The 14798-nt window shown below is 70.7% G+C and carries 11 protein-coding genes; 4 read left to right on the top strand and 7 right to left on the bottom strand.

What is annotated here, in order from left to right:
- The first annotated feature begins 9 nt into the window (after positions 1-9).
- Entirely contained in the window at positions 10-3231 is a 3222-nt protein-coding gene (locus OG299_RS41400) for a non-ribosomal peptide synthetase (RefSeq protein ID WP_327364845.1), read from the top strand.
- A gap of 294 nt (positions 3232-3525) precedes the next feature.
- The gene (locus tag OG299_RS41405) at positions 3526-5796 is read left to right on the top strand and encodes an MMPL family transporter (protein ID WP_327364846.1); all 2271 of its coding nucleotides are present in this window, start codon (positions 3526-3528) and stop codon (positions 5794-5796) included.
- 156 nt (positions 5797-5952) lie between these two features.
- On the opposite strand, the gene OG299_RS41410 is transcribed toward OG299_RS41405, so the two are convergent.
- From OG299_RS41410 to OG299_RS41435, 6 genes are all read right to left on the bottom strand, one after another.
- Positions 5953-6729, bottom strand: coding sequence for a MerR family transcriptional regulator (locus tag OG299_RS41410; RefSeq protein ID WP_327364847.1), 777 nt, complete (start codon positions 6727-6729; stop codon positions 5953-5955).
- A gap of 4 nt (positions 6730-6733) precedes the next feature.
- Complete coding sequence (locus OG299_RS41415) at positions 6734-7534, bottom strand: alpha/beta fold hydrolase (RefSeq protein WP_327364848.1); 801 nt, start codon at positions 7532-7534, stop codon at positions 6734-6736.
- 167 nt (positions 7535-7701) lie between these two features.
- Entirely contained in the window at positions 7702-8463 is a 762-nt protein-coding gene (locus OG299_RS41420; RefSeq protein ID WP_327364849.1) for a thioesterase II family protein, read from the bottom strand.
- Between the two features lie 229 nt (positions 8464-8692).
- Complete coding sequence (locus tag OG299_RS41425) at positions 8693-9481, bottom strand: ABC transporter permease (protein WP_327364850.1); 789 nt, start codon at positions 9479-9481, stop codon at positions 8693-8695.
- Positions 9478-10458, bottom strand: coding sequence for an ATP-binding cassette domain-containing protein (locus OG299_RS41430; RefSeq protein WP_327364851.1), 981 nt, complete (start codon positions 10456-10458; stop codon positions 9478-9480). The genes OG299_RS41425 and OG299_RS41430 overlap by 4 nt, the downstream gene beginning before the upstream one ends.
- 27 nt (positions 10459-10485) lie before the next feature.
- On the bottom strand, positions 10486-11154 hold the full coding sequence (locus OG299_RS41435; protein ID WP_327364852.1) for a DUF4097 family beta strand repeat-containing protein: 669 nt from the start codon (positions 11152-11154) through the stop codon (positions 10486-10488).
- 315 nt (positions 11155-11469) lie between these two features.
- Between OG299_RS41435 and OG299_RS41440 the strand changes: the two genes are divergently transcribed.
- Positions 11470-13044: a serine/threonine-protein kinase gene (locus OG299_RS41440; protein WP_327364853.1), complete on the top strand. Its 1575-nt coding sequence runs from the start codon at positions 11470-11472 to the stop codon at positions 13042-13044.
- A 111-nt stretch (positions 13045-13155) separates the two neighbouring features.
- On the top strand, positions 13156-14268 hold the full coding sequence (locus OG299_RS41445; RefSeq protein ID WP_327364854.1) for an ABC transporter substrate-binding protein: 1113 nt from the start codon (positions 13156-13158) through the stop codon (positions 14266-14268).
- A 97-nt stretch (positions 14269-14365) separates the two neighbouring features.
- Here OG299_RS41445 and tnpA read toward each other — a convergent pair whose 3' ends face one another.
- Positions 14366-14794 (bottom strand): IS200/IS605 family transposase, encoded by a 429-nt coding sequence (gene tnpA, locus OG299_RS41450; protein WP_266636539.1) that lies wholly within the window; start codon positions 14792-14794, stop codon positions 14366-14368.
- Positions 14795-14798: the final 4 nt, after the last annotated feature.

Consider the following 14798-nt stretch of genomic DNA (forward strand, 5'->3'; position numbering starts at 1 on the left):
TTGATCTGTGTGCGTTCGTTCGGTGCGTCGTCTGCGCATAAAGGCATGTGGCGGGCGCAGGAAATGGCTCCCGACACGCCGAACCATGCGCTGACCATGTGGGATGTGGACGGTGAGCTGGACACGGCCGTCATCGAATCCGCATTCCTGCACGTGATGGGCGAGGCGGAGGTGCTGCGCGTCAACTTCGTCGACGACGGCAGCGGACTGCGCCTCGTACCCCGGGAACTGGGGGACTGGCGGCCGTTCTTCCTGGACCTCAGTGCCGCGGCCGATCCCGAGCAGGCGGCGCGCGAAGCGCTGGCGGACATGGTGCGCCAGCCCTTCGACCTGTCGAAGGACCTGCTGTTCCGACTGGGCGTGGTCAAGCTCGCCGAGGCCCGCTCCCTCCTGGTGATCGCCTACCACCACCTCATCTCGGACGGGTTCGGCGCGGGCGGCCTGCTCTCGAAGCGCCTCGCCGAGGTCTACACGGCGTTGCTGCGGGGCGAGGACGTACCGGAGCTGGCGCACCCGTGGGACGCCGAGTCCTTCGCGGCCGAGGCGACGGAGTACCTCGCCTCCCAGAAGTTCACCGAGGACACGGAGTTCTGGCGCGACTACCTGAAGGATGCGCCGGCGCCCGCGCAGGTTCCGCGGGTCGCCCTGTCCGACTCGCTGCGGGCCGCGCTCTCCCAGCCGATGAGCAGCGCCGACCGCTGGTCGGAGGTGGCCGAAACCATCGGCATGGTGAGCCGGACGCTGACCGTTCCGCGCGCCGAGGCCGACGTGTGGACCGAGACCGCGACGTCCATGGGCGTGTGGATGTCGCAGATGCTCACCGCGGCCGCGGCGGTGTTCTTCCGGCACCGCTGCGACCGTCCGGAGTTCCTCCTCTCGCTGGCCGTGGGCAACCGCGTCGGCGTGGCGAGCAGGACGCCCGGCCTGGCCGTGAACGTGGTGCCGGTGCGCGTGGCCGTTCCGCTCGGCGCGACCTTCGCCGAGATCGCCGACGCGATGGTCGACGAGACGTACGAGCTCTTCGGCCACACCGCCTGCCACTACTCGGACATCCAGCGCGCGAGCGGAACCGTCCTGAGCGGCCGCGGCAGTTTCGGCGCCGTCATGAACGTCGTCGAGTTCGTGGAGCAGCTCCACTTCGGCGACAGCCCGGCGCGCTACTCCGGCGCGACGACCGGCACCTTCGAGGAACTGTCGATCGGCGTCTACACCGACGGCAGCGCCGACAGCGACCTCTACATCCGGCTCGACGCCCCCGCGAGCCTGTACCACCGCGCCGAGCTGCGCTTCCTCGGCGAGGAGCTGATCGCGCACATCCGTGCCGTGGTGGCCGCCGGTACGCAGCCGATCGGCGCGCTGGACGTGGTCAGCGGTGTCGAGCGCGACGGCGTCCTGACCGCACCGAACGACACGGACGCGCCGCTGCCGGGGCTGACGGTTCCGGAGCTGTTCGCCCGGCAGGTGGAGCGGGACCCGTACGCCGTCGCGATGCTGTCCGGCGACTCGGAGGTCTCGTACCGGGAGCTGGACGAGCGCTCGAGCCGTCTGGCCGAGGCGCTGCGACGCCGCGACGTCGGCCCTGAGACGGTCGTCGCCGTGGCGATGCCCCGATCGGTGGACCTCGCCGTCGCCCTGCTGGGCGTGGTGAAGGCGGGCGGAGCCTACCTGCCGATCGACCCGGCGCTCCCGGCGGAGCAGATCACGTCGCAGGTCGCCGGCTCTTCGGCGCGCGCCCTGCTGACCGATGCGGCGACCGCCGGAGCAGTCTCGTCCGGCCTGGACGTTCCGGCGGTCGTCTTCGACGACATCCCCCCGGACAGCGCCGCCGACGAGAACGACGGTGCGCCGGAGGCTGCGGCCCCCTCGCACCAGGACGGCCTGCTGGCCGTGATGCACGGCTCCGCAACGACCGGCGCGGCCACCGCAGTCGCCGTGACGCACCGGAACATGGAGCGGTTCGTCAAGGACCGCCACTGCAAGGAGGCCGGCCACGGCACCGTGCTGTGGCACGCGCCGCACACCGCCGACGCGCTCGCCCTCGAACTGTGGGTGCCCCTGCTGAACGGCGGCCGCGTGGTCGTGGCTCCCGCGGGAGAGCTCGACATCGACGCGCTGACCGCTGTGCGGGCGGCGCACGAGATCTCCACGGTGTGGCTGCCCGCGAGCCTGTTCTCGGCGATCGCGGCAGAACGCCCCGAGAGCTTCGCCGGGCTGCGCGAGGTGTGGACCGGTGGCGACCGCGTGTCCACGGCCGCGCTGCGCCGGGTCCGCGAGGCCTGCCCCGAGCTGACGATCGTCACCGGCCACGGGCTGACGGAAACGACCGTCTTCGCCGCGTGCCAGCGCCTGGCTGCCGACGAACCGGTGCGCCTCGCGTCCGCGGTCGGCCGCCCGATGGACAACACCGCCCTCTACGTGCTGGGTCCGGGGCTGGCGCCGGTCCCCGTCGGCGTGACCGGAGAGCTGTACGTGGCGGGCCCCGGCGTGGCCCGTGGGTACGCCGGGCAGCCCGGGCCGACCGCGGAGCGGTTCGTTCCCTGCCCGTTCGGTCCGGCCGGCGGGCTCATGTACCGGACCGGGGACCGGGTGCGCTGGGGCACCGGCGGCCGGCTCGAGTACGTGGCCCGGGCCGACGCCCAGGTCGATGTACGTGGCGTTCGAGTCGAGTTGGCCGAGGTCGAAGAGGTGCTGTCCGAGCACAGCGGCCTTGCACAGTCGGTCGTGGTCGTCAAGGAGGACGGTTCCGGGCAGCAGCGGCTGGTGGCCTACGTGGTCCCGGTCCGCGGCCAGGCCGTTTCGGGCGAGGAGCTGCGCCGGTTCGCCGCGGGGTGGCTGCCGGAGTCCATGGTGCCGTCGGTGTTCACGGTGCTGGAACGCCTGCCGGTGACGGTCAACGGGACGGTGGACCGGGCGTCGCTGCCGGAGCCCGAGTTCGACGCGAAGTACCGCGCACCGCGCAACGAGACCGAGCGGGTTCTGGCCGCGGCGTTCGCCGACGTGCTCGAGCTGGACCGGGTGGGCATCGACGAGGACTTCTTCGACCTCGGTGGCAACTCGCTGCGGGCGATCAGGCTGGTCGGCCTGATCCGGGCGGAGCTGAACCAGGAGGTGTCGATCCGCAGGCTGTTCGCGGCGCGCACCATCACCGGTCTGTCGGACATGTGGAAGGACCTCGCCCAGTCCAGCCGGCCGACTCTGCGCAGGAGGACGAGGGAAGGCGCCGTTCTCTGACCGCACCGTCACGCCGAAGCGCCCGCGGCCCCCTGACCATCAGGGGGCCGCGGGCGTTCGTGCTGCCTGCCTTCGAGCGGGGCTCGAGCGGGCCGCCACCGGCCTCCGGTGAACTTCCGACGGGTTCTCAGCTCGTGCTGGATCGAACCGTGTGAGTGGTTCCGCACGGCGTTCCGTGGCTGAAGCCGGTGGGGTGGCGCAAAACCATCGCCGTTAAGAAAACCGCACGAGCGGTTTGTTATTGTCCTTGAGTCCTGACTGTTGCTCTGCCGATCCGATGGGAGTCCACTCGCCGTGGCCACCTTCCTTTACAAACTCGGCCGCCTGGCCTTCCGGCGCCGATGGCTGCTGGTCGTCCTGTGGGTGCTGATCTTCGGCGGCGTCGGAGTCGCGGCGTCCTCCGCACCCCCGCCCCCCGCCGACACCTTCTCCATGCCGGGCACCGAGTCGCAGAAGGCGTTCGACCTGCTCAAGGAGAAGTTCCCCGCGGCCAGCGCCACCGGCGCCAGCGCCCGGGTCGTCATCCGCGCCCCCCAGGGCGCCAAGATCTCCGACAACGGCCCCAAGGCCGGCGTCACCGAGCTGCTCGGGAACCTGTCCAAGGCCCCCGAGGTCATCGGCGCGACCGACCCCTACCAGGCCGACACCATCAGCAAGGACGGCACCACCGCCTACGCCGTGGTGACCTACAAGGTCCCCGGCCCCGAGGTGAGCGACGAGGCCCACGACGCCTTCGACGAGATCACCGAGAAGGCCCGGACCGGCGGACTGACCGTCGAGGCCGGCGGTGACGCCGTCAAGATCAAGGCCGAGATGGGCGGTTCCGGCGAAGGCATCGGCATCCTGGTCTCCGCCATAGTCCTGCTGCTGACCTTCGGCTCGATGATCGCGGCCGGCATGCCGCTCCTGACCGCCACCATCGGCGTCTCCATCGGCATCTCCGGCATCACCGCGCTCGGCAGCACCTTCGGGCTCTCCGCCACCACCTCGACCCTGGCGATGATGCTCGGCCTCGCCGTCGGCATCGACTACGCGCTGTTCATCGTCTCCCGCTACCGCTCGGAGATGGCGGAGGGCCGCGACCGCGAGGAGGCCGCCGGACGCGCCGTCGGCACGGCCGGCTCGGCCGTCGTCTTCGCCGGCCTCACGGTCATCATCGCGCTGGCCGGCCTGTCCGTCGTGAACGTCCCGCTGCTCACCAAGATGGGCCTGGCCGCCTCCGGCACGGTCGCCGTCGCCGTCCTCATCGCGCTGACGCTGGTTCCCGCGCTGCTCGGCTTCGCCCCGTTCAAGGTGCTGCCCCGCCGCGAGCGCCACCTGTTCTGGAGCGGGCAGCTGTCGGCCCGCAAGCAGCGCGTGTCCGCCAAGCGAGCCGCAAAGGCCGCCGCGCGCGCCGCGAAGAAGGACCCGAACAAGCCGAACCTCGGCTCCCGCTGGGCCGGCTACGTGCTCCGCAACCCCGTCGCCGTCCTGCTCGTCGGCGTCGTGAGCCTGGGTGCGCTCGCGGTGCCCGCCGCCAGCCTGGAGCTCGGCCTGCCGGGCGAGGGCACCATGTCGACGGAGACCACCCAGCGCAAGGCGTACGACATGCTGTCCGAGTCCTTCGGCGCCGGCTTCAACGGCCCGCTGATGGTCACGGTCAGCGCCAAGGACGCCAAGGCCGCCGGCGACACCGTCGGCAAGGCCCTCGCCAAGGTGGACGGGGTGGCCTCGGTCTCCCCGGCCGTCGCCAACGAGGCCGGCGACACCGCCATCCTCAACGTCGTTCCGACCACCGGTCCGGCCGACAAGAAGACCGAGGACCTCGTCCACAACCTCCGCGCCCTCGCGGGCGGCCTGGAGGAGCAGACCTCCGCCGAGGTGCTGATCACCGGTCAGACCGCGATGCTCATCGACTTCTCGAAGACGCTGGACGACGCGTTCGTGCCCTACCTCGGCCTGGTCGTCGGCCTGGCCTTCGTCCTGCTGGTCCTGGTCTTCCGCTCGCTGCTCGTCCCGCTGAAGGCGGCCCTCGGCTTCCTCCTGTCGGTCAGCGCGGCCCTCGGCGCCGTCGTCGCGGTCTTCCAGTGGGGCTGGCTGAAGGACGTCCTCGGCATCGACCAGACCGGTCCGATCATGAGCACCATGCCGATCTTCATGATCGGCATCGTCTTCGGCCTGGCCATGGACTACGAGGTCTTCCTGGTCTCCCGCATGCGCGAGGCCTACGTCCACGGCGCAGGCCCGGACGAGGCCGTGGCCACCGGCTTCCGCTACAGCGGCCGCGTCGTCACCGCCGCGGCGGCCATCATGATCAGCGTGTTCTCCGGCTTCATCCTGGACGCCAACGACATGATCCAGATGATCGGCTTCGGGCTGGCGACGGCCATCCTCTTCGACGCCTTCGTCGTCCGCATGGCGATCGTGCCGGCCCTGTTCGCCCTGCTCGGCAAGGCCGCCTGGTGGCTGCCCCGCTGGCTCGACGCACTCCTGCCGAACGTCGACGTGGAGGGCGAGAAGCTCAACCACATCGTGGCCCGCTCGGTCCCGGTCCGTGAGCGCGAGCTCGCGGACCGCGTCTCCTAGCCGATCCCCGCAAGGGGACACGTACAGCGGACTCCCGGGGCGGACCGGCCCCCGTCCGGACCGTCAGGGAGCCGCACCCCCGCCGGCCCGGTGGCACCAGCCACCGGGCCGGCCCTCGTCTTCGGGCCGAGCCGCCGGCGGCCGCCCCGCAGGCCACTACTGATGCGGGACGTCGACGCCCGCTGCGCGGAGGTTCGCGTCGAGCAGCTCGCTCAGCCGGGCAGCCGCCGGCGCCTGGTCTTCCCGGTGGTGGTTGATGAGCCCGTATCGGGTGGCGGCGTCGGGCCTGGCCCTGAACTCGGCCGGCATCGACAGCAGTTCGCGGCTGGCCAGCACCTTGGCGGCCAGGGCGGCCGCGATCTCGTCCAGCCGCGGATCGTCCGGATCCCACGATTCGGCGTCCTGGCAGAGCTTCATCAGCTCGACGTACTGGGGGTCGCCGAGCTGGCGCTCGAGCTGGCCCAGGAAGCTGTCGAAGACCTCCGGCACCAGGGCACGGGCCAGAATCAGGGCCTCCTGCTGGATGGCCACGTAGTCGGCACCGAAGCCGAGCTCCGCGAACCGGTCCAGGGCCACGCACGCGCGCTCGGGCAGCAGGAGCCGGTCGCCGGCGGCCAGCCGGTGCAGCACCGCGCGCCGCGCGATCAGCTCCTCGATCCGATCGGTGAGCCGCCGCTCGACGTCGTCCAGGGCGGAGGCGAACTGCTCGGGATCGGCGTCGAGCAGATCCCCGACCTCGGCCAGCGGCACGCCCGCGTCGGCGAGCGTCCGGGCCTGGACCAGCCGCAGCATGTCGGACGATCCGTACCGGCGATATCCGGAGCTGTCGCGCTCCGGTTCGTCCACCAGGCCGAGCCGGTGGTAGTGGCGCACGGTCTTGACCGTGACTCCGGCGAACGCGGCCGCCTGACCGATCGTGAGTCCGTACACCATCGGCTCAGCGGGCCCTCTGGTCGTGGGCGGCCGCGGTCTCGCGTACGGCAGCGGCGATGGCCCGGAAGTCCTTGGCCAGAACCTTGGAGTGGTTGCTCGCGACCTTCGCGCTCACCTTGACGTTCGGGTTCCGGGCGAGCACCGGATCGAGCGCGGCCCGCATCTTCTCCATCTCCTCCTGGCCCCCGCCGAGGCTGCCACCCGTGGCGAGGACGTACCGCACCGGACAGGTCAGGCGGTCGAGGACCGGCCCGATGGCGGCGTTGACCTCGTTGGCCTCGATGTTGATGTCGGCATGCTGGTCGGCGGTCATCCGCGCGGCCATGCCCAGCGGGCGCACCAGCGGCAGCAGCCACCGCATCCGGCGGAACAGGCGCCGGATCCGCTCGCGGCCCTCCTCGCCGGTCAGCCCGTACGGAATGCCGCCGTCCACGGCCACGACCCCCAGGGCGCGGTCGGGATTCCGGTCGGCCCAGTGCGCCGCGAGGGCCGCACCGTAGGACCAGCCGACGAGCAGCGGCCGCTCCACCCCGGTCGCATCGAGAACGGCATCGAGGTCCCGGACGCACGCCTCGAAGGAGTAGTCCGCCGACTGCTTTGACCGGCCGCGGGCCCGCTCGTCGTACGTGATGTGCCGCCAGCCGGAGTCGAGTTCGGCGATCACGGGCCGCCAGGGCCGGGAGTCGGCATACGAGCCGTTCAGATAGACGAGGGGACGGCCGGGGCCGCGCGTGTCGGAGACGGCCAGGGCCGTGTCGTCGACAGGGACCATGCCGGTCCAGGACGAGCAAGTGGAATTGGTCATGCCATCAGCGTCCACCCTGACCCAGGGTCAAGGTCAACCTGCCATATTGAGCCGCACTCCGGGCATCGCGGGGGAACACGAAGACCTCCGGTGTGGTGGTGTCAGGACACCACACCGGAGGTCTTCGCCATTCCCGGGCACGGCGACGGCCGGCCGGGAAGCACGGGTCAGGAAGCGGCGCCGGCGAGCAGCCCCTCGGTGACGGCCGCAGTGACCTGGTCGATCTGGTCGACGAGGTAGAAGTGGCCGCCGGGGAAGACCTTCAGGTCGAACTCACCGCGGGTCTGCTCCTGCCACGTCGCGGCCTCCTGGACCGTCACCATCGGGTCGCTGTCCCCGATCAGGGTGGTGATCGGGGCGGGGAGGGGCTCTCCCCCGTGCCAGTCGTACGCGGCGAGGGCCCGGTAGTCGGCCCGCAGCGCCGGCAGTACGTGCTCCAGGACCTCGGGGTTCTCCAGCATCGACTGATCGGTGCCGCCCAGCCTGCGCAGCTCGGCCAGCACGTCGGCGTCGTCGTAGAACTCGTACTGGGCACTGGTGCCGGGCCGCGGCGCGCCCCGGCCGGAGAGGAACAGCCGCTGGGGCATGGGCAGTTCGCCCCGGGCGACGAGCAGCCGGGCCGTCTCGAACGCGACGAGCGCGCCCATGCTGTGTCCGAACAGGGCGTACGGCCGTCCGGGGTCCGCGGCCAGTTCCTGGGCCAGCTCCTCGGCCACTGCCTCGACGAGCGGGGCCACGGCCGTGAACGGCTCCTCTTGGTACCGGTCCTGGCGCCCCGGGTACTGCACAGACACCACGTCGACGTCCGCGGACAGCGCGCGCGCCAGCTGCACGTACGCCGTCGCGGAGCCCCCCGCGTGCGGGAAGCAGAAGAGTCGTGGCCCGTTCGCCGTGGTCGTGGTGAAGCGCCGGAACCACGTGCTGTTCATCGTCGGTGTGTCCCTTCGTCTGTGCCGGCAACACTGCGCCCGCTGATCACACCGACCGGACCGGCAGCAGGCAGAGCGAAAGCCCGCCGGTCCCCTCGGGGGATGGGGCGCCGGCGGGCGGTTCGATGCCCCGCGAGGGCTCGCGCCCGTCCGTATCGGAGCTCTGACCTGAGCTTCACGCCCCGCCCTCGAAGGGCGCTCGCAGTCCGCTGGAGAACCCGTACAGCCGCTACTTGGGGTCGCGGTTGAAGGATGCGCTGGACCAGCGGTAGTCGAGTGCGATGAGGGCGATGGACCAGCCGAGGGCGAGCCAGCCGTTGTTGCCGATCTCGGTGCCCAGCAGCAGGCCGCGGAGGGTCTCGATGACCGGGGTGAACGGCTGGTACTCGGCGATCGGCTGGAACCAGCCCGGCATCGAGTCGATCGGGGTGAACGCGCTGGAGATGAGGGGGAGGAGGATCAGCGGCATCGCGCTGTTGCTGGCCGCCTCGGCGTTCGGGCTGGCCATGCCCATGCCGATGGCGATCCAGGTGAGTGCGAGGGCGAAGAGCGCGAGGAGCCCGAACGCCGCCAGCCACTCCAGGGCCGTGGCGTCGTGGGAGCGGAAGCCGATGGCGATGCCGACGATGCCGACGAGGACGACGCTGGCGAGGGATTGCAGGACACCGCCGATGACGTGCCCGATGAGGACGGATCCGCGGTGGATGGCCATGCTCCGGAAGCGGGCGATGATGCCCTCGGACATGTCGGTGGAGACGGATACCGCGGCGCCGATGACGGTGCTGCCGATGGTCATGAGCAGGATGCCGGGGACGATGTAGGCGATGTAGGCGGAGCGGTCTCCGCCGCCGCTGATGCCTCCGCTCATGGCGCCGCCGAAGATGTAGACGAAGAGGAGCAGGAGCATGACCGGCGTGAGCAGCAGGTTCAGCGTCAGCGAGGGGTAGCGGCGCGCGTGCAGGAGATTGCGGCGCAGCATCGTGGAGGAGTCGCGCACGGCGAGGGAGAAAGAGCTCATCGGACGGTCTCCTCGGACTGGCTGGGCTGGCTGGGCTGGCTGGGCTGGCTGGGGATGGTGGTGCCGGTCAGGGCGAAGAAGACATCGTCCAGGTCGGGGGTGTGCACGGTCAGCTCGTCCGCCTCGATACCGGCCGAGTCCAACCGGTCCAGGATGGACCGCAGCTGACGCTGGCTGCCGTCGCTGGGGATCTGCAGCGCCAGCGCCTCGTCGTCACGGGCGACCTCGCCCAGCACGGCGGCGGCGGCCTGGTAGGCGGCCGGGTCGGAGAACCGCAGCTTCACGTGTCCGCCGGGGATGAGTCGCTTGAGCTCTTCCGCGGTGCCTTCGGCTGCGATCTTGCCGTTGTTGAGGACGGCGATGCGGTCGGCGAGCTGGTCGGCCTCTTCCAGGTATTGGGTGGTGAGGAAGACGGTGACGCCGCCGGTGACGAGTTCGCGGATGATCTGCCACATGTTGTGGCGGGAGCGCGGGTCGAGTCCGGTGGTGGGTTCGTCGAGGAAGATGATGCGCGGGTTGCCGACCAGGGTCATGGCGATGTCGAGGCGCCGCTTCATGCCGCCGGAGTAGCTGGCTGCGGGCTTTTTGGCGGCCTCGACCAGGTCGAAGCGCTCGAGCAGTTCGGCGGAGACCCGCCGCCCCTCGCTCTTGGAGAGGTGGTGGAGGTCGGCCATGAGGAGCATGTTCTCCTCGCCGGTGATCAGGCCGTCGACGGCGGAGAACTGCCCGGTGACACCGATCGCGGCCCGTACGGCCTGCGGATCGGCGGCCAGGTCGTGGCCGCCGACGCGGATCTCACCGGCGTCCGGGGTGATGAGGGTGGAGAGGATCTTGACGGCGGTGGTCTTCCCGGCGCCGTTCGGCCCGAGGAGGGAGAAGATCGTCCCCTCCGGAACGTTCAGGTCGATGCCGTCCAGCACGCTCTTGTCGCCGTAGGACTTGCGCAGCCCGTTCGCCGCGATGGCCAAGCCGGTCATGATGGATCCTCCCTTTGACGCTGCGGGTTAGAGGCTGCGGGCGGTGATGTTGCCGTAGTTGGTGCTGGCGTGGATGTTCAGGCCGGCGACGCCTTCGCTGTTCTGGAGCGAGTTGTGGATCCGGCCGTAGCTGGTGCCGGCGTCCAGGGAAGCGGAGACGCCGCGGGCGGCGCCGACCGTGATCTCGCCGTGCTCGGTGCGCAGCGTGACCGTGCCGCGCACGGCCTCGGCGATGTGGAGGTCGCCCTTCTGCGTGCTGATCTGCGCGTCCCCGCCCAGGCGGCCGACCGAGACATCACCCGACATCAGGGTCAGACGGGCGCTCGCAGCCTCGTCGATTTCGACCGTGGCCTGCGCGCCCTCGAAGGAGACGTCGCCGAGGCGTCCGACGCAACGGAACTCGGCGCTGGCAGCCTTCGCCTCGACACGCGAGCCGGCAGGCAGCTGGATGGTCAGTTCGATGGATCCGGAAGAGCCGATTACCCGGTTCTTGGCCGGTGCGGCTTCGATGCGCAGGACGCCGTCTGTGTAGGTGACGGTGGTCTCCTCGGCGGCCTTCACGTCACGGCTCTTGGAGGCGTCGGCGGGCAGGATCTCGACGGCGGTGTTGTCCCGGTCGGCGGCGATGAACCGGATGCGTCCGGCGGGGATGTCGACGACGGTGGAGCGGCCGGCGGGGGTGTCGAACTTCTGCATGGTGCTCTCCTTCTGGTTCAGCGTGCACTCTGTCGGCCCGCTGTTTCTGATGATGGAAAAGCTACGTTGCATTCACGGAGTTGGCAACAAGTTCGTTGCGCGAAATTGGTATTACTGCAGGTGAAGAGCTGGAAATCGTTGCAATGTTCTTGAGCCTAACGCAACGACCGCTAGGGATTCGTTGCAATGGACTGAACGTGAACGCGATACTTGGAGACACCACGGACCAGTGCGGACGGTGCCGGACAACGCGGCGTCGGCGCTTAGGGTGATGTGGATCAACTCATCGGTTGATCAGGGGATCGGGGGGAACCGATGAACAATGCGACCGAGGTGTTCCAGCCGCTGCAGGCGGACGATCCGCCGTCGGTGGCCGGCTACCGCCTCGTGGCCCGGCTCGGTGCGGGCGGCATGGGCCGGGTCTACCTCTCGTACACCCGGGGCGGCCGCCCCGTCGCGATCAAGGTGGTACGGCCGGAGCTGTCCGAGGACCCGGCGTTCCGGCGGCGGTTCCGCCGGGAGGTGGAAGCGGCCAGGCGGGTCCGCGGGGCGTACACCGCCGAGCTGATCGATGCCGAGGCGGACGGGGTGCCGCCCTGGCTCGCCACCCTCTACGTGCCCGGGCCCTCGCTCGCGGAGGCCGTCGCCCGGCGCGGACCGCTGCCGGTGCCCGCGCTGCTGTGGCTGGTGGCGGGGGTGGCCGAAGCCCTCCAGGCCATTCACGGTGCGGGCATCGTGCACCGGGACCTGAAGCCGTCGAACGTGCTCCTGGCCGCCGACGGGCCCCGTGTCATCGACTTCGGCATTTCACTGGCGTCCGGCACCACCGCACACACCGCCACGGGCACGGCCATCGGCACGCCCCAGTACATGGCCCCCGAACAGGCGTCGGCGGGCGAGGTCACGGCCGCCACCGACGTCTTCGCCCTGGGCCAGACGGCGGCGTTCGCGGCGCTGGGCGAGCCGCTGTACGGAGACGGCCCCGCCGTGAGCGTGCTGTTCCGGATCGTGCACTCCGACCCCGATCTGTCCCGGCTGCCGGAGGCGCTGCGCCCGCTGATCGCCCGGTGCCTTGCTGCGGATCCGGAGGAGCGGGCCACCCCGGCGGAGATCGTCGCGTGGTGCCGGCAGCGGCTGGGCGGGGACGCCGACGGGGGCGGCGGCCCGGCCGTCTGGCGGGAGGTCATGGGGCCGGAGGTGCTGATTCCGGCGCCGGTCCCGGACCCGACCCAGGTGCACACCCCGCCGCTGGTCCGCCGGCCGGCGCCGACCGAGCCGCAGCCGCAGGAACGGCGGCCGCGCAGGCGGCGTACCGCGCTGATCGCGGCCGCGGCGGTGACAGCAGGGGCCCTCGTGCTGACAGGGCTGGCCTGGACGGTCATGGACGCGACGGACAGATTGCGCGACCGGGCGGCGGCGAACTCGGCCGACTCGCGGGGCTCGGCCGCGGCAGCCCACCGGACACCGTCAGGGCCGGCCGCCTCCGGATCCGCAAGCACTCCTCTGCCGCCGAAGCCCGTTCCCTACACCACGCTGATGCTGGACGACACGAACTCCCTCAGCCTCAAAGACCCGGTCCGGCGCGAGGACCGCGAAGGCGACATCCGCCTCAACTGCGCGGAGCGCGGCTGCGCGCTGGAGAGCGACTCGAGCGTGATGACCCTGCTGTACGGCGAGCCGCGCGGCTCCCTCGACGAGTGCCGGGCCCTCACGGCGAACGGCTCCCGAAGCGTTCCGCTGGCCGCGGTGGCGCTCGGCAGCGAGATCTGCATCAGGAACTCGTCGGGGGACATCGCGCTGTTCGTGATCCAGATCAAGTCGACCGTGCAGGTGAAGGGCGTACCCAACTTCGTGTCGGCCGACATGACGGTCTGGCACCCGGCAGCCTGACGGCTGCAGCCGTGCAGGAGGCAACACGCCACGAGGTCAGCTGACGCCGCCGGGAACGACCTGAGCCCTTGGGCCGCCACGTAGTCATCTCACCACTCGGGAGACCCACGCATGAAGACGCCACCATCGCCGCCCGGAGCGGACCGGACCGACGGAGCAGCCGTCCGGATCGGCGCTCTCGTTCCGCTGACCCGGCCCGGCTGGGTCGAGGCGGGCCACCACCTGCTCGCCGGACTCGAGCTGGCCGTCCGCGAAGTCAATGCCGCCGGCGGGATCCTCGGGCGACCTCTCGAGCTGGTGGTCCGGGACACCGCGGCCGATCCGCAGAGGGCCGCGGCGGCCGTGGACGAACTGGCCCGCCTGGGCGTGGCCGCCTTGGCGGGGGAGTACCACAGCGTCGTCGCCCGCGCCGCTGCTGCCAGGGCCGACGCCCTCGGCCTGCCGTTCCTCTGCTCGTCGGCGGTCCTCGACGCGCTCACCGACCGGCCGACGCAATGGGTCGCGCGCCTCGCCCCGGCGCAGTCCCACGGCTGGCAGATCTACGCCGACTTCCTCCTCGGCGCGGGCCACCGTCGTATCGCCGTCGCAGCCCAGCCGAGTGTCTATTGGGCATCCGGGGCCCGCATTCTGCGGGACCACCTCGCTCCGCGCGGCGGCACCGTCGTCGAACTCGACATGAGCGCGCTCACCCCCGCCGCGGTCTGCGACGAACTCGTCGACCACCGCGCGACAGCCCTCCTCCTTCTGGTCGGCCACCCGGAGCCGGCCGTGCCGATCGTCAAGCACGTCCGCCAGGACCCGCGCCTCGCCGAGATCCTGATCGGTGCTCCGGCCGGTCAGCCGGAGTTCACCGAGTGGGCGACGCTGCTGGGCGCGGAGGGCGCCGCCATCCCGTTCTTGCGCTACCTGCCCGAGCGCCTCGGCCCACTCGGCGCACGCGTGGGGACGGCCCTGCGTGAGCGGCTGGGCGAAGCACCCTCCTTCGTCGCCTTCGAGGGCTACGACACGGTCACCGTCCTCGCCGAGGTGCTGCGTTCCAACGGCGCGGACCGGGCGGGCACCGCCGAATCCTGGCCGCGCGTCGCAGTCGAAGGCACCCGCGGGCAGATCCGGTTCTCCCGCACGCCGGGCATCAGCGTGTGGCAATGGGCTTGGACGCCGGTCCAAGTCGTCGATCGCGACCCGGCGCAACCCGATCGCTTCCGGATCCTGCACACCGGCTGAGAGAGCGGGCTCGTCGGTTTCAGCGGGATCTAACGAGGAAACCCCGGGCCTTCAGGCCCGGGAGGAATCGCTTCTCTGGATTGCTCTGACGTGCAGGTTACATCGGACGTTTCTGCTGCTCGATGTACTCCTTGATGACGGACAGGGGCGCTCCGCCGCAGGAAGCTGCGAAGTATGAGGGTGACCAGAAGTGTGCTCCCCACAGGTACTTGCGGATGTGTTCGGGGTGCTCCTGGCGGAGCCTGCGGGCGGAGACGCCCTTGAGGGAGCCGACCAGTTTGGAGATGGAGACTTTCGGCGGGTAGTGCACCAGCAGGTGCACGTGGTCGCGTTCGCCGTTGAACTCGACCAGCTCGGTTTCGAAGTCGGCGCAGACGGACCGCATGACTTCTTCACAGCGTCGAAGGATCTCGTCGGTGAAGGGTCCACGCCGGTACTTGGGTGTGAAGACCAAGTGGGCGTGGAGGGTGTAGGTGACCGTACGGCCCCTGCGAATATTGGGATTTGGCTCCCAGCGTGGGGACATAGAT

It is taken from the genome of Streptomyces sp. NBC_01296 (genome assembly GCF_035984415.1).
Taxonomy (GTDB): domain Bacteria; phylum Actinomycetota; class Actinomycetes; order Streptomycetales; family Streptomycetaceae; genus Streptomyces.

Bases quoted from the DNA above. Each gene is read 5' to 3' on its own strand.
- OG299_RS41440 (WP_327364853.1), top strand. From the start codon at position 11,470: ATGAACAATGCGACCGAGGTGTTCCAGCCGCTGCAGGCGGACGATCCG.
- OG299_RS41420 (WP_327364849.1), bottom strand. From the start codon at position 8,463: ATGAACAGCACGTGGTTCCGGCGCTTCACCACGACCACGGCGAACGGG.
- OG299_RS41445 (WP_327364854.1), top strand. From the start codon at position 13,156: ATGAAGACGCCACCATCGCCGCCCGGAGCGGACCGGACCGACGGAGCA.
- tnpA (WP_266636539.1), bottom strand. From the start codon at position 14,794: ATGTCCCCACGCTGGGAGCCAAATCCCAATATTCGCAGGGGCCGTACG.
- OG299_RS41435 (WP_327364852.1), bottom strand. From the start codon at position 11,154: ATGCAGAAGTTCGACACCCCCGCCGGCCGCTCCACCGTCGTCGACATC.
- OG299_RS41415 (WP_327364848.1), bottom strand. From the start codon at position 7,534: ATGACCAATTCCACTTGCTCGTCCTGGACCGGCATGGTCCCTGTCGAC.
- OG299_RS41410 (WP_327364847.1), bottom strand. From the start codon at position 6,729: ATGGTGTACGGACTCACGATCGGTCAGGCGGCCGCGTTCGCCGGAGTC.
- OG299_RS41425 (WP_327364850.1), bottom strand. From the start codon at position 9,481: ATGAGCTCTTTCTCCCTCGCCGTGCGCGACTCCTCCACGATGCTGCGC.
- OG299_RS41430 (WP_327364851.1), bottom strand. From the start codon at position 10,458: ATGACCGGCTTGGCCATCGCGGCGAACGGGCTGCGCAAGTCCTACGGC.